This is a genomic window from Nocardia sp. NPDC050713, assembly GCF_040654315.1.
GTDB lineage: Bacteria > Actinomycetota > Actinomycetes > Mycobacteriales > Mycobacteriaceae > Nocardia.
On record NZ_JBFAHS010000007.1, the window covers coordinates 240,014 to 256,492 of the forward strand.

A 16,479-nucleotide genomic window follows, 5' to 3' on the forward strand; every position below is an offset into this window, starting at 1 on the left:
AGATAGTGGTGGCCGGATATTTCGACCGACAGCGAGTACTGGTGACCGGGGCGTCATCGGGTATCGGGCGCGCCTTCGCCGCGCGTATCGCCGCGGACGGTGGTGACCTCGTTCTGGTCGCCCGCAGGGAGGCGGTATTGCGAGCACAGGCCGAGGAACTGCACGCCCGATTCGGTTCGAGCGTGGAGGTCATCCCCGCGGACCTCGGCGCCCCGAACGCCGCAGCGAGCGTCGCCGAACTGCTCGCACAGCGTGCGATCACCGTCGACGCGCTCGTCAACAATGCGGGACTCGGACTCCACGGCGACCTCGCCGACGCCGACCTCGGGGCGGTCTCGAGTCAGATCGCGGTGAATATCACCGCTTTGACCGAGCTCACCGCAATCCTGTTGCCCAGCATGATCGCTCGCGGCCGCGGAGCCGTCGTCAATGTGGCCAGCACCGCCGCGTTTCAGCCGGTCCCGCACATGGCGGTGTACGCGGCGACCAAGGCGTACGTGCTGTCCTTCACCCGCGCGCTCTGGTCCGAGACCCGCGGCACCGGGGTCCAGGTACTTGCCGTGAGCCCGGGTGCTACCGACACCGCGTTCTTCGAGATCGCCGGCGAGGACGCCTCGGTCGGCAGCAGGCGCTCGCCCGAACAGGTCGTCGAAGCGGCCTTGGGCGCGCTCGGGTCGAACCGCCCGGACATCGTCGACGGCGCGGCGAACGCACTGCTGGCGCGCATCGCCTGCCGGATTCCCGCCAAGTGGGCGATCGCGCTCGCCGAGCGTTCCGTCCGGCCGGAATCGCCTGTATCCCAAACCAATTGATCGAATCGGAGAGAGCAAAACATGTTCATCCAGAATTTCGCCACAGCGGCCGCGGCCGCTGTGAACAAGCACAGCGTGGACGAGGTCGTCGGCCTGTGGCGAGAGCCCGCCGCCTACGACTCACCCCTCACCGGTCCCCAGCAAGGTCTTACGGCGCTGGCCGCGCGAGAGTCCGCGCTTTTCGACGGCTTCAGCGACCTCACCGCCACTATCCAGCCCCTCGGGCAAGTGAATTCCACTGGTGCCGCGCTGGTTCGCTTCGACGGTATCCACGACGGGCACTACGCGGGAATAGCGCCGAGCGGGAACACGATTGCCATCGAGATGGTCGCCGTCGTCACCTTCGACGACGAGGGCTACGTCATCGGCGAACGCGTCTTCTTCGACACCGCGGTTGTTCTGTCGCAACTCACCGGATGCGCCGGCACCGGCACGGCATGACCTCGCCAACTTCATCCGCGCTGCCCGACGCAGCAGGACTCGCCTCGATACGACGTGGACGATCCCTATGACCGTCCGTTCGCTCCGGTCTGGCCGGAGCGAACGGCGGGATATCGATACGCCGGTTATGCCGTGCTCACCGCGGTCCGCCGACGGCGCCGACATTGCCGATGCTCACCGGGGTGAGTGGTGGTCGTTCGCCCCGGACTTCATGGCCACGATGGATCTTCGGTCGCCGACCGGACGGGTGACCGGCCCGGGGCGGATCACATCGGGTACACCGGGTGTTTCCGCGGGTTGAACTCCGGCTTGACCTTCGGCTTGTCCCGCAGCAGGCGCAGCGCGCTCCGGATCTCCAGGCGGGTGGTCGCCGGTTCGATGACCGCGTCGATGTAGCCGCGCTCGGCGGCGATCCACGGGGTGGCGATCGTCTCGTTGTACTGGTTGACCATGAACTCGCGCGCCGCCGCCCGATGCTCCTCCGGCACCGCCGCCAGCTGCCGCTTGCCGATGAGGTCGACCGCGCTATCGGCGCCGATCACCGCGATCCGGGCCGTCGGCCAGGCGAAACTGATGTCGGCGCCCACCTGCCGGGCCGCCATCATGCCGTAGGCGCCGCCGTAGGACTTGCGCACGACCAGGTTGATGATCGGAACCGTCGCCTCGATGATCGCGCGCGGGACCCGGCCGCCGCGGATGATCACGCCATTGGCTTCCTGATCGAGCCCCGGCAGCACACCGGGGGTGTCGGCGACGAACACCAGCGGGATGTTGAACGCGTCGCAGAGCCGGATGAAGTAGGTCGACTTGTCGGAGCAGGCGGCGTCGATGGAACCACCCAGCACCAATGGCTGATTGGCGATCACACCGACCGGATATCCGTCGACCCTGGCGAACCCGGTGATCAGATTCGGGGCGAACGCTTCGCGGACCTCGTGGAACTCACCGTCGTCGAAGATCCGCAGCAGGATCTCGTGCATGTCGTAACCGGAGCGATCGGAATCCGGGATGATCTTCTCGAGCTCCCGGTCGGAAGCGGTGATCTCCGGCTCCAGGCCGGGGTTCACGATCGGCGGCTGCTCGAGGCAGCTGGTCGGCATGTAGCTCAGGTAGTTGCGGGCCCAGTCGTAGGCTTCCTGTTCGGTGTCGGCGACGTGATGCAGCGTCCCGCGCTCGGCCTGCACCTTGGCGCCGCCGAGCTCCTCGGCGGTGATGTCCTCACCATTGACGGCTTTGATCACCTCCGGCCCGGTGACGAACATGTAGGAATCCTTGGTGCCGATGAGCACGTCGGTGTTGATCGGCCCGTACACCGAACCCGCGGCGCACTTGCCGAGAATGATCGACACCTGCGGCACATACCCGGACAGCTTCTCCAGCACCCGGGAAATATCACCGAACGAAGCGATCGAACCCACCGCGTCCTGGATCCGCGCGCCGCCGGAGTCGTTGATCGTCACCACCGGGCACGCGTTGTCGAACGCGAGTTGCAGCGCCCGCATGAACTTGCGCGCGGACGTGATACCGACCGACCCGCCGTAGACGGTCTGATCGTGGGCGATCACCACCACCGGGCGGCCCGCGATCAGCCCGCGACCGGTGACCAGCCCGTCACCGTAGAGAGCGTCCGGCTGGCCGGGCTGACGAGCCAGCGCACCGGTCTCGATGAACGTCCCGGGGTCGAGCAGCATCTCCACCCGCTGGCGAACGCTCGGAATGCCCTTCTTCTCCCGCTTGGCGACACCGGCCTCACCTGCCGGTTCCTCAGCGATTGCCAGGATCTTGACCAGTTCATCGATCTTCGCCTGGGTACCTGCCACGCTCGCTGCCACCTTTCAAACCAACTGTTGCCGTCGCGACGTTAGGCGGTGTCGAGGCGGAACGTGACATCGGGCCGGATATCCGGGACAAATCACAGACGAGGCCGGACGCACATCACCTCCCGCCCAAAGACACAGTCAGCGGTATGCCCATCGGATGCGACCCCGAATACCTGGCACTGCCCGCTGGAGCCGGCGGTGTTCCGCTACGACTTCGACCAGGGACCTGTGAGCGCCGTGGCGAGGATCGCGCGGCCAGGAGGGAAAGCACGTCGCCGCGATCGCTAGGCTGGTCTTGTGGCTCAGCCCGGTGGCGCCCCACTCGACGGGCACCACGGATCGGGAAAGCGAAGGGGGACATCGCAATGAAGGCCGTCATCGTCTGCACCTCGGTGTCGCATGGCAACACCAAGAAGGTCGCCGACGTCATCGGGCAGGTTCTGGAGGCCCGTGTCGTCAGCCCCGCCCAAGTCGACGCGGCCGAGCTTTCCACCTATGACTTGGTGGGATTCGGTTCGGGGATCTTCCTGGGATCCTTCCACGCGGAGCTGCGCGAGTTCATCAGGTCGCTGCCGGATGCGCAACGGCGGAAAGCGTTCGTGTTCGCCACGAGTGGCTTTCCCGAGGCGCGGTTCCAGCGCTTCTCTCGACCTCTCGTGCGGATGCTCGACCAGAAGGGCTTCGAGGTAGTCGACACCTTCTCGTGTCGGGCATTCGACACGTACGCGCCATTCAAGCTCGTCGGCGGTATCCGGAAAGGGCGGCCGAACTCCACCGACCTGGCGGCGGCGCGCACGTTCGCCGAAGGACTGGCAGGCACCTACTCGATCACATAGGCGTCTCCCGGAAGGGTGACGCTTCCGAATTCCGGGCCGGGAATCGTCGGCTCGAAGTCGCTGGATCCACCTGTGCGGGCGTCTTCGGCGAAATCCTGCCAGGTCGTCGGCACGCCGTCCTCGATGACGGGATCCTCCAGGCTGACGTCGTAGTCGTCATCGTCGTAGTCGTCATCGGCCGACTGCTCGGGCGGGGGTGACTGATCGTCCGTCGACTGGCCTGGCTCCTTCTCGTCGGTCGACGTGCTCGCGAGGTAGTCGGGGCCACCGATGTAGACGGTGTGGCCGGATTCGGTTGGCGCCGTCGTGGCGTCGGCGATGGCGGTGGCGAACTCTTCGACGGTGGGGAGTGGGCCGTGGTCGCGGCGGGTGGTGACGGCGTCCGGGTCTCGGCGTTCGAGGAGGCGGACGATGATGGTGCCGTCGATCATGTCGCCGGAGACGACGGTCAGGGTGATGCCGAGGGTCTCGAGTTCGGGGATGAGGGCGCGGAGGGCGTCCTCGCCCGCGCGTTTGCTGGCGGCGATCGGTTCGTAGTCGGCGGGGACGGGTTTGCGGGAGTGGAAGTGGGCCTGGTGGCTGGTGACGAAGACGATGCGGCCGCCGGATGGCATGAGGGGCAACGCGAGTCGGGTCAGGCGCAGTTGCGCGTCGCGGTTGATGGACATGGCGTAGTCGGCGGCCGCGCCGCGTTCGAGGCCGCCGGATGCGTTGAGTACCAAGACATCCAGGCGGCCGAAGCGGTCGGCGATATCGGCGATCAGTGCGCGGGTGGCGGTTTCGTCCGAGACGTCCGCTCCCGCGACCGACGCGCTGCCTCCGGCGGCCGTGATCTCGTCGGCGATGGACTGGGCGCGGCGGCGCTTCTCGCGGTAGTTGACGATCACGTGGTCGCCGCGGGCCGCGAGGATGCGGGCGGTGTCGGCGCCGATCCCTCGGGAGGCGCCGGTGACGAGGGCGATTCGCTGGTCGGTCGAGATGTTCGGTTCGCGCACCACGTTCCTTTCCTGCGCGGACCGCCGCCCGCCCGGTTGCTTCTAAATCAGAATCACTATGGTGGTTCGAAATGAGAAGCGCAAGCGGTGCGAAACCGTCGCGAGGTGCGGCCGACCCCGCGAACGAACCGATGCTCGCCGCCATGGAACTGCTCGGCCAGCGGTGGATGCTGCGCATCGTGTGGGAGTTGGAGCCCAGCACGCTGGGCTTTCTCGAACTGCGTCGCCGGATGGGGCAGTGCTCGTCGAGCATGCTCTCGGTGCGGTTGCAGCACCTTCAGGCCGCGGGGCTGATCGTCAAGAAGCCGGACAAGTCCTACGAATTGACCACGGCCGGAAGGGAACTCGGGGAGTCGCTGCGTCCGGTGTGGGAGTGGTCGCGGCGGTGGGAGAGGTTGTTCCCGGAGGCGGGCGACTGACCCTGCGCGCCGACGGGCCGACTGCTGGACGGCCTCAACCCGGTGGGCGCGGGCGCCTCGCCGCCGCTGAAGTAGGCTGACGGCTCCACTTCAGCACGGGAAAGAGACCATGTCGCAGTTCGAGAATGTCAGCGTCACGAAGAAGGCCAACGTCTACTTCGACGGCAAGTGCGTCAGCCACAGCATCGAGCTGGCCGACGGCACCGCCAAGTCGGTCGGCGTCATCCTGCCCTCGACCCTGACGTTCAACACCGGCGCGCCGGAGATCATGGAACTCATCGAGGGCGAGTGCAAGGTCACCCTCGCCGGTGCGACCGAGGCCGTGACCTACAAGGGCGGCGAGTCGTTCGACGTGCCCGGCGACAGCTCGTTCCAGATCGAGGTTCTGGAGACGGTGCATTACGTCTGCCACTTCGGCTGAGTTCTCGACACCTCCGCCGCCGTGCTTGCGGGCCGCGACAGTGTCGGCCGGTGAATCGTTCGGCACAAGGTGAGCGGCTGGAACAAGAACCACGCGGGTGTGGCGTTCGGCGGGATTCTGTCCATGATGACCGACCCGTTCTTCGGGCTGATGGCCCTGTGGCAGCTGGGCGAGGGATACCGCGTCTGGAACACCACGGCCACAACGGAATTCGTGCGTCCGGGTCGCGGGTTGGTGCGCGTGACGATGCTGATGCCGCCCGAGGACATGGCCGAGATCCGCGCGAATCTGGAGGCGGACGGCGTCTCTCGCACCAACCACTCCGCCGAGCTCGTCGGTGCCGACGGCGAGCTGGTCGCGCGCACGAGCCAGGAACTCTACGTGCGCAGGCACTCTCGGTAGTGCAGTGCAGCGCCCCGGCTGACTCGGCGGCTGCGCGGCACAACGTCCCGCTGCGGCGGGTGGCTCGCGACACCGCGCGGGGATCGGCTCGGCACCCGCTGCGACCGAGCTCGCGGGCTCGACGAGTCAGTGGAGCGCGGGCGACCCGGGCCAGCTTGGACAACTCAGTGGAGCGCGTGGGCGACGCGGGCCAACCTGGAACTCAGCGCAGCACGCGCGCGACCCGGCGAGCCTGAAACTCAGCGGAGCGCGCGGGCGACCTGCCCAGCCAATTCAGCGGAGCGCGCGGGCGGCCCGGCCCAGCTTCGACAACTCAGCGGAGCGCGCGGGTGACCCGGCCCACCTGAACAACCAGCGCAGCGCGTCGGTGACCCGGCCCAGCCTGAACAAATCAGCGCAACGCCGCGGCAGCCGCCCGGGCAATCGCCCCCGCGATCGCGCTCAACGCGGGGGAGTGCAGCTTCCACTGCTGCCAGTAGAGCGGCACGTCGATGAACGAATCCCCGTCTATCGGAACCAGACTCGTCGGTGAGTCGTCGGCGGTCTGCAGGTCCGGCAGCATGCCCCAGCCGAGGCCGAGGCGAACGGCCGTGCCGAAGGCGGTGGACGAGGGGACGTAGTGGCGGGGCGGATCGATCGGCTGTCGAGTGCGGCGGCGGAGATGGCGGTCCTGGAGGTCGTCTTTGCGGTCGAACAGGACGACGGGCGCCGCGGCGTAGGCCTTGGCGGTCGGGCCGTCGGCGAACCAGGTCCGGGCGAACTCGGGGTTGGCCATCGGGCGGTACCGCATGGCGCCGAGCTTGTCGACCTTGCAACCCTGCACCGGCTTCGCGGTGGCGGTGATGGCCGCCATGACAGTGCCGTCGCGCAGCAGGGCGGTGGTGTGCTCCTCGTCCTCGCGGTGGATTTCGAAGCACACGCCGGGCGGTGCGTCGCGGAGGGCGGGCATCACCCACGTCTCGAGCGAGTCGGCGTTCACCGCGATGGGGAGGCGGATCGGGCGGTCGACGGGGTGGTCGGCGTCGCCGAGTTCACGGGCCGTGTCGCCGGTGAGCAGATCGATCTGCCTGGCCAGGCGCAGCACGGCGAGTCCGGATTCGGTGGCGCGCACGGGTTTCGTGCGTTGCAGCAGGATGCGACCGGCCGCTTCCTCGAGCGCTTTGATGCGCTGGCTGACCGCCGACGGAGTGACCCGCAGACTGCGCGAGGCCGCCTCGAAGGTTCCCTCGGTGACCGCCGCGTTGAGCGCCCTGAGCTGGTCCAGCTGCAAATCCATATCAAGAAATTGTAATGATGCTTCAGAATCTTTAGCTTGTCTGGTTGAGTGGCGCGGTCATAGCGTCGATGGACGTGACAGTTTCCTCGGCGGGTTTCGCCACCATCTCCGGTTTGGGTTTCGGGTTGTCGCTGATCGTGGCGATCGGCGCGCAGAACGCCTTCGTGCTGCGCCAAGGTGTGCGCGGACAGCACGTCGCCGCGGTGGTCGCGGTGTGCGCGGTGTCGGACATCGTGCTGATCGCCGCGGGCATCGCGGGCTTCGGAGCGCTGGTGGAGTCGCTGCCCTCGGTGGTGACGGTGGTGCGCTACGCGGGCGCCGCGTTCCTCATCGGCTACGGCGTGCTCGCGGCGCGGCGTGCGATCTCCGGCGGCACCCTCACCGCGGACGGGGCGGGCACGTCGGTGGCCCTGGGCGCGACCGTCCTCACCTGCCTCGCATTGACCTGGCTCAACCCGCACGTCTACCTGGACACGGTCCTGCTGCTCGGCTCCTTCGCCAACACCTACGCCCCGCCGGACCGCTGGTTCCTCGGCGCGGGCGCGATGCTCGCCAGCATCCTCTGGTTCGTCACCCTCGGCTTCGGCGCCCGCCTGCTGAGTCCGCTGTTCGCCCGCCCCGCGGCCTGGCGAGCGCTGGATTCAGCGATCGCGCTGATCATGTTCACCCTCGCCGCGGGCCTGCTGCTTTCGAGCTGACGAGTGCCGCGTCCAGAATTGGATGTCCAACCTTTGTGCGGCACTAGAAAGTCTTGTGCGGCACCCCCACCGTCAACCCACCATCGATGACGAACTCCGCGCCCGTCGAATACGACGACTCGTCACTCGCCAAATAGGTCACCAGGTTCGACACCTCGGCCGGATCGGCGGCCCGTCCCAGCGGGATCTGCAGGAAGTCGGCTGGAATTCCCTCGGTCATCGGCGTGCTGATCAAGCCGGGGTGCACCGAATTCACCCGAATCCCGTACTGCGCCAGCTCCAGCGCCGTCGACTTCGTGAGCCCGCGGACCGCGAACTTGGTCGCCGTGTACCCGTGCAGACCGGGGCTCCCACGCATGCCCTCGACGGAGGAGATGTTGACGATGGAACCGCCGCCCGCCTCGATCATCGCCGGGGTCGCGGCCTGCATACCGAGGAACGTGCCGGTCAGGTTGATGTCGATGATGCGCTGCCACTCCTCGAGCGCGAAGTCCACCAGCAGGTTCCCGTTGACGATCCCCGCATTGTTCACCAGCACGTTCAGCGCGCCGAAACGCCGCACGGCCTCTTCGGCGGCGGCCTGCCAGTCCTGCTTCTGCCGGACGTCGAGGTGCACGTAGACGGCGTGGTCGCCGAGTTCCTCGGCCAGCGCCTTGCCCTCGTCGTCGAGAATGTCGCCGAGCACCACGCGCGCGTCCTCGGCCACGAACTTCCTGGCGTGCGCGGCGCCCATGCCGCGGGCTCCGCCGCTGATCAAGGCCACCTTGCCGGTGAGTCGCCCCATTGCGGTACCTCCGTCCGTCCCGGAACAGTCGTGAACACGTTACATAACTTCTGGACGGTTGCGGCTCGAAGGCGCGTCGGCACAGCGAAGAAGGCCGACAACCGTGTGGCATCATCGAATAGAACGTGTTTCAGTGACGGCTCGTCCGGAGGAGGCCGACGATGGCGAACCGGTTCCGACGCTTGATCCGGCGCGCGGGCGTCCCCGACATCGCGGAGGTGCCCGGTGGCCGATTGGTCGACCTGCCCGGCCGGGGACGCACCTACGTGGTCGACATGCCGGGGCCCGAGGGAGCTCCCACGCTGATCCTGCTGCACGGCACCGCGAGCACCGCCTGTCTCACCTGGTTCCCCGCGCTGGAAGCGCTCGCAAAGCGGTACCGGGTGATCCTGTTCGACCAGCGCTGGCACGGCCGCGGCATCCGATCCCCGCGCTTCTCGGTGGACGACTGCGCCGACGACGTCGTCGCCGTCGCCGACGCGATGCGGGTCGAGCGCCCGATCTGCGCGGGCTATTCGCTCGGCGGAGTGGTGACTTTGACGGCCGCGCACCGGCATCCGGACCGTGTCGGCGGGCTGGTGCTGTGCGCGACGCCGTACCGATTCCGGGAGAAGTGGCGCGAGCAGGCGTTCCACCAGGTGTTCGGCGCGTTCGCCGACGCCATCGGACCGTATTCGTTGCGGCGCATCGAGAAATTCGCGAGCACACTGTCCGAGCTGCCGGAACATACCTGGCCGCCGGGCGGCTTCGAGAAGTGGGCGCTCGGTGAATTCCGCAGTACGAGCGGATGGGCGCTGGCCCAGGTGATCGCGGAGGTCGGCCACTTCGACGCGTCCGCTTGGCTCGACACGATCGCGGCGCCGACGGCGGTGGTCATCACGACCCGCGACCGGGCGATTCCGGTGTATCGGCAGCTGGAGATAGCGACGATGATTCCCGGCTCGACCATTCACCTGGCCGGTGTGGGACATGCGGGCTGCGTTTTCGGCGCGGAGCGTTTCGTTCCCGCACTGCTCGACGGCTGCGCGTCGGTCGTCGACCGGGTGTAGCGAAATTCGCCGCGGTCGACCCTGTTCGGCGTCGGTGGCGAACAGGGCGGCGCGGGTCACTCCACTTCGTGTGCCGCGGAACGCAATTCGTCGATGATGTCCGGCACCGCGTCGGCCATCGCGGTGAGATCCGGCACGAGTTCCTTACAAGCTATGAACCCGATATCGAGATCGCCGTTGTTGGACAACACCGTGACGGTGAGCCCGGCGCCGTGGAAGACCGGCCCGAACGGATACATCGCGTCGACCTTCACGCCGAGGAAGTACAGCGGCATCGGCGGTCCCGGCACGTTCGAGACGACGAGGTTGTGCACCACCGGATGGTGCTCGGCCAGCTTCAGCGACGAGTAGACCCGCGCGGCGAGCTGAAAAGTGTTGGGTGGGGCGTACTGTGACCAATCCTGTAGGAAGTCGGCGCCGATGAGGTCGTGTTCGTCCTTGGCGTCGCGGTTCGCTTCGGCCACCTTGCGCAGCCGCTCGACCGGGTCGGCGATGTCGGTGCCGAGCTCGGAGAACAGCGAGGAGACCTTGTTGATTCCGGCCTTGTGCTGGGTGGCTTCGTGCACCGACACCGGTACCGAGGCGATGAGCGAGCGATCGGGCAGCTCGCCGTGCTTGTCCAGATAGGCGCGCAGCACACCGCCGACGACGGTCAGCACCACGTCGTTGACCTTCACGTCGAACGCGGTCTTGATCTCCTTGATGGCGGCCAGATCCGCTTCGGCGAAGGCGACGGTGCGATGCGGTGTGATGGCCCTGTTGAACGGCGTGCGCGGCGCCGTGAGCGGAATCGCCATGCCCGCTTGGTTGTTTCGCCGCCGCTGCGCGAAACCGGCGAGCATGCCGACGGTCTTGGGCAGCATGCCGACGATGCCCGCCTTGCCGGGCAGCCGAACGGCCGCCTCCGCCAACAGTTTCCAGTCGTTCGGCGCGGTCTCGGGCCGCCATTCCTCGGTCGGCTCCGGATGCGTCACGCCCGGTTCCATATCGCACAGATGCATCATCATGTTCGTGCCGGTGATGCCGTCCACGGCGGCGTGGTGGTACTTGCAGATCACCGCGACCTTGTCGCCGTCGATGCCTTCGACGACGTTCATCTGCCACAGCGGCCGGTCGCGGTCCATCGGCCTGCTGGCGATGTCGCCGACCAGTTCGGCCAGCTCGCGCCTGCCGCCCGGACTCGGGATGCCGATGCGGCGGATGTGGTAGTCGAGATCGAAGTCGGGGTCCTCCACCCAGACTGGATGGTCCAGGTTGAACGGCACCTCGTGCAATCGCCGCCGCATCTGCGGAATCAGGGGCACCCGGCGGCCGAGTTCGGCCTTGAAGGAGTCGAAGGAGTACCGCACGCCGTCCGCGGTCGGGTCCAGGATGAGCAGCGCGCACACATGCAGATGCTGGGTCCCGGTCTCGAGATAGAGGAAACTGGCATCCAATCCGGTTAAACGTTCCATAGCGAAAGACTACTAGAACAGGTTCTAGTTTTGGGCTGAATTCGGGGGAGGTCGGTCACAGTGGCGCTCTCTATCGTCCACTTGGAGAACGGAATTCATCGGATGAATGCCGGGCGATAGCCCGCCGTGTCGGGTTCGAGTCCGATCGGTGACATGCATGTGTGTTACCGCTAGTTCCATGTATGTGTATGATCGTTTCTACACCAGCGCAGGAATCGGCGCACCGCCGTGCCGATCCGCCGCTGAGGTGCACGTATGAGGATCGAGGAGTACCGATGAAGCTACTTCGCAGGGCTCACCGGCGACCGGAAACCGACCCGGGCGAGGTGGCCCTCAACGCACGTAACGTCCAGTTCGACTGGGCCGACACTCCGCTGCACTGGATGCCGGAGGAGCCGATCGCCTCGCATCTGATCAATTCGCTGAATCTGCTGCTGCCCGAGGGCGAGCGCATGTTCTGCGCCGCGTATGCCGAGGCGCTGCCCTACGTCAAGGACGAGAAGCTTCGCGAGGCCATGCTCGGCTTCATCGGTCAGGAATCGATGCACGCCGAAACCCACGACAAGGTGCTGAACGAGGTGCTCGCGGCCAACGGCATCGACCCGGCGCCGTATGTGCGACAGGCCGAATACCTGTTCCGCAAGACGCTCGGGCCCAAGAACGTCGAGGGCATCGCGCAGCGCCAGATCCTGGTCGAGCGGCTGGCGTTCATCGCCTGCCTCGAGCACTTCTTCGCCTTCCTCGGTGACTGGGTGCTCAACGCCGATCTGGAGAAGTTCGGTGCGGACCCGCGGGTGGCCGACCTGTTCCGCTGGCACGGCGCGGAGGAAGTGGAACACCGGCATGTCGCCCACGACGTGGCGGTGTACTTCGGCGCGGGATACATCCGCAGGTCGGCGCTGATGGTGCTGGTCTTCCCGATCTTCATCTCGCTGGTCGTGCGCGGCACCAAATTCATGGTCCAGCAGGATCCCGCGCTGCCCGATCTCGGCTATCCGCGCCTGATCAAGCGGGTTTTCGGCGCCATGTGGCGCGGCTCCCTGCCCGGCGTACCGTCGCTGCTGTGGAGTGCGCTGTCCACGCTCGAGCCCGGCTACAACCCGGAGACGGTCGGCTCCACCGCACAGGCGGTGGCGTACCTGGCCGCCTCGCCCGCGGCGCGCGCGGTCGCCTCGTGAGTCCGCGGGTCGTCCCCGAGCAGTTGCCCGCCGACCTGTTCGGCAAGCGCGATCGGGACCGGGCGGTACGGGTGCTCGATGCCGTAGCCTCGGCCCGGTTGCGCTGGGCCACGCTGGTCAACCGACGGGATCTGCGCCCGAAGGTCGACGACCGGAGATTGTCGCTCGTCGTCACCGAGCGTCGGGTCGAGGCGCACGACCAGGATGTGGTGAGCCTGCGACTCGAGTCGCCGGACGGCCGCGAACTGCCCGCGTGGCGGCCGGGCGCGCACCTGGATCTGGAGCTGCCCTCCGGCAGGTTGCGGCAGTACTCGCTGTGCGGCGACCCGGCCGACACCCGCGCCTACCGTGTCGCGGTGCGCCGCATCCCGGAGGGCGGCGGCGGTTCGGTGGAGGTGCACGACGCGCTGCCGGTCGGCGCGCCGATCGTGGTGCGCGGGCCGCGCAACGCCTTTCCGTTCGCGGTGCCCGGCTACGGCTCACCCGCGGTGCACCTGCACTTCGTCGCGGGCGGCATCGGAATCACCCCGATCCTGCCGATGGCGCGGCTGGCGATGCGGCTCGGCCTCGACTGGTCCATGGTCTACGTCGGCCGCAGCCGCGAGACCATCCCGTTCCTGGACGAGATCGAGACGTTCGGCGACCGGGTCACCGTGCGCACCGACGACGAACACGGTCTGCCGGACGCGCCCGCACTGCTGCCCGGCGTGACCACCGGCACCGCGGTGTACTGCTGCGGTCCGGTGCCGATGACGACCACCGTCGCCGAAGCGGTGCGTCGAATGCGCGGCGTGGAACTGCATTCCGAGCGGTTCTCGCCGCCGCCGATCGTGAACGGGCGGCCGTTCGAGATCCAGCTCGCCTCCACCGGTGAAGTGCTCCAAGTGCCCGCCGACGAGTCCGCGCTGACCACCCTCTTGAAATCCCGCCCTGATCAACCGTATTCGTGTCGGCAGGGCTTCTGCCGAACCTGCAAGGTGCGCGTGCTGGTCGGCGAGCCGGACCATCGCGACACGGTGCTCACCGAGGACGAACGCGCCGATGGCGACATGCTGGCCTGCGTATCGCGCTGCGACGGTGGCCGTCTCGTGCTCGACCTGTAGTGGAGACCCCCTCCGACCCGGAGAACAAGGAGACGTCCATGACGACGGATATCGACTCGGTGGCGACCGAGCGGATCGTGCGCAGCGGTGAATTCGACCTCGCTGTCTACGAATACGGTGATCCCGCCGATCCGACCGTGGTGCTCGTGCACGGCTGGCCGGACACCCACCACCTCTGGGACGCCGTGGTGCCGCTGCTGACGCCGCGGTTCCACGTCGTCACCTACGACACGCGCGGGCACGGCCGGTCGACCCGGACCCAGCGCACCGCGGACTTCCGGCTCGAGGAGCTCGCCGCCGACTTCTACGCCGTCGCCGACGCGGTGAGCCCCGACGCGCCCGTGCACGTCCTCGCCCACGACTGGGGGTCGGTGCAGGTGTGGGAGGCGGTGTGCGAACCGCGGGCCGCCGACCGTATCGCCTCGTTCACCTCCGTGTCCGGCCCGAATCTCGACCACATCGGAAAGTGGGTGCGCGCCAGGCTGTCCCGGCCCACGCCGCGCAACATCTGGCAGCCCTTCACCCAGCTGCTCTCCTCGGCCTACACCGCCTTCTTCATGACGCCGGTACTGCCGCGAGCCGCTTTCACCGCGCTCGGCACCGAAGAGCGTTGGCAGCGCGTCGTTTCCCTCATGAACGACACACCGACGTCGAACGTCACCCTGGCGCCGACCTTCCGGCGCGACATCGTCGACGGCCTGCGCATCTACCGCGCGAACATCGTGCCCCGGCTGCTCGGCCCGCGGGAGCGGCACACCGAGGTGCCGGTTCAGCTGATCGTGGCGGGTCGCGACGTCGCGGTGCGGCCCGCGGGCTACGACGACGAGCGCAAGTGGGTCTCGCGGCTGTGGCGTCGCGACGTGCCCGCCGGGCACTGGATGCCGTTCTCGCACCCCGAACTACTGGCCACCGCCACCACCGAGCTGATCGACACCCTCGCCGGTGGCGCGGTGCCGCGCGGCCTGCGTCGCGCCGAAACCGACCGGAACCGAAAGGAATTCGACGACCAGCTGGTGGTGATCACCGGCGGCGGCAGCGGCATCGGCCGGGAGACCGCGCTGGCGTTCGCCCGCCTCGGCGCCGAAATCGTGCTCTCCGACATCAATCTGGACGCCGCCAAGCAGACCGCGGAGCTGATCGCCTCGGAAGGCGGTGTGGCGCACGCCTATCGCCTCGACGTCTCGGACGAGGCCGAGGTCACCGCGCACGCGGCCGAGGTGTTCGCCGCGCACGGCGTGCCGGACATCCTGATCAACAACGCGGGCATCGGCCAGGCGGGCGGGTTCTTCGACACGCCGTCGGCGGAGTTCGATCGGGTGCTGCGGATCAACCTCGGCGGCGTCGTCAACGGCTGCCGCGCCTTCGGCGCCGCCATGGCCGAGCGTGGTTTGGGCGGACACATCGTCAACCTGTCCAGCATGGCGGCCTACAGCCCGCAGCAGGGGCTCAGCGCGTACTCCACCAGCAAGTCGGCGGTGTTCATGTTCTCCGACTGCCTGCGCGCCGAGTTGGCTGGCCGCGGCATCTCGGTGCACACCGTCTGCCCCGGCATCGTGCACACCAATATCGTTGCCACCACCTCCTTCTCGGGCGTCAGCGCCGAGGAGGAGAAGCGCAAGCAGGCCAAGTACGACGACCTGTACCGGAGGCGTCACTACACGCCCGACAAGGTCGCCGATCAGATCGTGCGGGCCGTCCGGCGCAACCGCAGCATCGTGCCGGTCACCCCGGAGGCGCGCTTGCAGTACCAGTTCAACCGCTTCGCGCCCGCGGTGGTGCGGTTCTTCGCGGCGCGGGTGAAGCTCACTTAGCGGGGTTCGTCGCCGCCCGGTGCAGTTCGGCCTCGATCGCCGCGACGCGCCGGGCGTCGATGCCCCACGGTTCGGCGACCCCGACCTTGCTGTCGAGATCCCACAGCACACAGGTCTCACCGGGCCGCGCGACCATCGACCACGCCACCACCGTGCGGCCGAGCTGTTCGGTCATCGAACCGTGCGCGGTGGGCTCGGCGGGGCCGTCCCCGTCCGGGTAGTGGTGCAGGAACCGGCCGTAGGCCGCCGTACAGAACGCGGCGTAGCGCTGCGTGCACAGGATCAGGCCGTGCCACGCCTCGTCCACCGCGTGCGAGGGCATGCCGATGACCTGGCCGTCGCGCATCGCCGCGCCGCAGCAGCGCAGCCACTGGCGCAGGCCGGTCTCCACCAGCTCGCGCGGCTGCCACGGGCACGTCTTGAAGACGGCCTCGGTGAGTTCCAGCGCGGCCACCGCCTCCTCGACGTCGCGTAGGTCGACCTGGCGGCGGAGGCGCTGTCGGGAACGGAAAAACTGCACGATTCACTGTACGGCGGCGCGCCGCTACCATTCCGGCATGAGGGCTGTTCTCCTGGGTCTGTTTCTGATCGCTGTGGTCGTGATATTCGTGGTCGCCGTCGTCGCGATCGTGGTGCTTCTGGTCAAGGCCGTGAACAGGCCGTCGCGGCAGCCAGGGTGGGGACCGAACCACAATCCGGGACCGTGGTTCGCGGGCGGCGCCGGGACGGGGCACCGCCACCACGGCAGCGGCTGCGGCGGGGGAGACTCCGTGAGCGGCTGTTCGGGCGGCAGCGGCGGAGACAGCGGGTCCGGCGGGGGCGGCGGCAGTAGTTGCGGCGGCGGGAGCAGCAGTAGTTGCGGCGGCGGTGGGGGCAGCAGTTGCGGTGGCGGGGGTTCCTGAACGCGATGTCTCGCCTCGCTCGCGAGTGATACCGCTCCCAGCGCTTGACCTCTACTGAACTTCCGGTTTCATGCTGGG

16 protein-coding genes and 1 pseudogene are annotated in these 16,479 nt (G+C 67.9%); 11 read left to right on the top strand and 6 right to left on the bottom strand.

The genetic code is table 11. The features are described from left to right. The first annotated feature begins 8 nt into the window (after positions 1–8). Positions 9–812 (top strand): SDR family oxidoreductase, encoded by an 804-nt coding sequence (locus tag AB0H49_RS16285; protein WP_357252002.1) that lies wholly within the window; start codon positions 9–11, stop codon positions 810–812. A 21-nt stretch (positions 813–833) separates the two neighbouring features. Continuing rightward, positions 834–1,253: an ester cyclase gene (locus AB0H49_RS16290; protein ID WP_357252005.1), complete on the top strand. Its 420-nt coding sequence runs from the start codon at positions 834–836 to the stop codon at positions 1,251–1,253. A gap of 266 nt (positions 1,254–1,519) precedes the next feature. Here AB0H49_RS16290 and AB0H49_RS16295 read toward each other — a convergent pair whose 3' ends face one another. Continuing rightward, positions 1,520–3,073 (bottom strand): acyl-CoA carboxylase subunit beta, encoded by a 1,554-nt coding sequence (locus AB0H49_RS16295; protein ID WP_357252008.1) that lies wholly within the window; start codon positions 3,071–3,073, stop codon positions 1,520–1,522. A gap of 365 nt (positions 3,074–3,438) precedes the next feature. On the opposite strand from AB0H49_RS16295, the gene AB0H49_RS16300 reads away from it, so the two are divergent. Beyond that, a complete protein-coding gene (locus AB0H49_RS16300; RefSeq protein ID WP_357252012.1) occupies positions 3,439–3,909 on the top strand; it encodes a flavodoxin family protein in 471 nt (156 codons plus the stop codon). A gap of 248 nt (positions 3,910–4,157) precedes the next feature. Here AB0H49_RS16300 and AB0H49_RS16305 read toward each other — a convergent pair. Continuing rightward, positions 4,158–4,871 (bottom strand): annotated as a pseudogene (locus AB0H49_RS16305) (SDR family oxidoreductase); the annotation flags it as partial. 104 nt (positions 4,872–4,975) lie between these two features. On the opposite strand from AB0H49_RS16305, the gene AB0H49_RS16310 reads away from it, so the two are divergent. The 3 genes from AB0H49_RS16310 to AB0H49_RS16320 all read left to right on the top strand — a co-directional run bounded on the left by AB0H49_RS16310 (position 4,976) and on the right by AB0H49_RS16320 (position 6,146). After that, entirely contained in the window at positions 4,976–5,323 is a 348-nt protein-coding gene (locus AB0H49_RS16310; protein ID WP_357252015.1) for a helix-turn-helix domain-containing protein, read from the top strand. Positions 5,324–5,432: 109 nt separating this feature from the next. Further along, positions 5,433–5,744 (top strand): pyrimidine/purine nucleoside phosphorylase, encoded by a 312-nt coding sequence (locus AB0H49_RS16315; RefSeq protein WP_355000704.1) that lies wholly within the window; start codon positions 5,433–5,435, stop codon positions 5,742–5,744. 69 nt (positions 5,745–5,813) lie between these two features. Further along, a complete protein-coding gene (locus AB0H49_RS16320) occupies positions 5,814–6,146 on the top strand; it encodes a DUF4442 domain-containing protein (protein ID WP_357252018.1) in 333 nt (110 codons plus the stop codon). Between the two features lie 391 nt (positions 6,147–6,537). Here the strand turns inward: AB0H49_RS16320 and AB0H49_RS16325 are convergent, their stop codons facing one another. Then, positions 6,538–7,422, bottom strand: a complete 885-nt coding sequence (locus tag AB0H49_RS16325) for a LysR family transcriptional regulator ArgP (RefSeq protein ID WP_357252021.1) — start codon at positions 7,420–7,422, stop codon at positions 6,538–6,540. Between the two features lie 74 nt (positions 7,423–7,496). On the opposite strand from AB0H49_RS16325, the gene AB0H49_RS16330 reads away from it, so the two are divergent. Next, positions 7,497–8,120, top strand: coding sequence for a LysE/ArgO family amino acid transporter (locus tag AB0H49_RS16330; RefSeq protein WP_355000701.1), 624 nt, complete (start codon positions 7,497–7,499; stop codon positions 8,118–8,120). A gap of 43 nt (positions 8,121–8,163) precedes the next feature. Here the strand turns inward: AB0H49_RS16330 and AB0H49_RS16335 are convergent, their stop codons facing one another. Beyond that, positions 8,164–8,904, bottom strand: a complete 741-nt coding sequence (locus tag AB0H49_RS16335) for a glucose 1-dehydrogenase (RefSeq protein WP_357252025.1) — start codon at positions 8,902–8,904, stop codon at positions 8,164–8,166. 161 nt (positions 8,905–9,065) lie between these two features. Between AB0H49_RS16335 and AB0H49_RS16340 the strand changes: the two genes are divergently transcribed. Beyond that, entirely contained in the window at positions 9,066–9,953 is an 888-nt protein-coding gene (locus AB0H49_RS16340) for an alpha/beta hydrolase (RefSeq protein WP_357252028.1), read from the top strand. Between the two features lie 56 nt (positions 9,954–10,009). On the opposite strand, the gene AB0H49_RS16345 is transcribed toward AB0H49_RS16340, so the two are convergent. Continuing rightward, complete coding sequence (locus AB0H49_RS16345; protein ID WP_357252031.1) at positions 10,010–11,407, bottom strand: wax ester/triacylglycerol synthase family O-acyltransferase; 1,398 nt, start codon at positions 11,405–11,407, stop codon at positions 10,010–10,012. 275 nt (positions 11,408–11,682) lie between these two features. On the opposite strand from AB0H49_RS16345, the gene AB0H49_RS16350 reads away from it, so the two are divergent. From AB0H49_RS16350 to AB0H49_RS16360, 3 genes are all read left to right on the top strand, one after another. Further along, entirely contained in the window at positions 11,683–12,585 is a 903-nt protein-coding gene (locus tag AB0H49_RS16350) for a metal-dependent hydrolase (RefSeq protein WP_357252034.1), read from the top strand. Positions 12,586–12,683: 98 nt separating this feature from the next. Continuing rightward, positions 12,684–13,688 (top strand): PDR/VanB family oxidoreductase, encoded by a 1,005-nt coding sequence (locus AB0H49_RS16355; protein WP_357252143.1) that lies wholly within the window; start codon positions 12,684–12,686, stop codon positions 13,686–13,688. Between the two features lie 38 nt (positions 13,689–13,726). After that, complete coding sequence (locus AB0H49_RS16360) at positions 13,727–15,499, top strand: SDR family oxidoreductase (RefSeq protein ID WP_357252037.1); 1,773 nt, start codon at positions 13,727–13,729, stop codon at positions 15,497–15,499. Here AB0H49_RS16360 and AB0H49_RS16365 read toward each other — a convergent pair. Next, complete coding sequence (locus AB0H49_RS16365; RefSeq protein ID WP_357252040.1) at positions 15,492–16,019, bottom strand: hypothetical protein; 528 nt, start codon at positions 16,017–16,019, stop codon at positions 15,492–15,494. The two genes, AB0H49_RS16360 and AB0H49_RS16365, sit on opposite strands and share 8 nt — an antisense overlap. Positions 16,020–16,479: the final 460 nt, after the last annotated feature.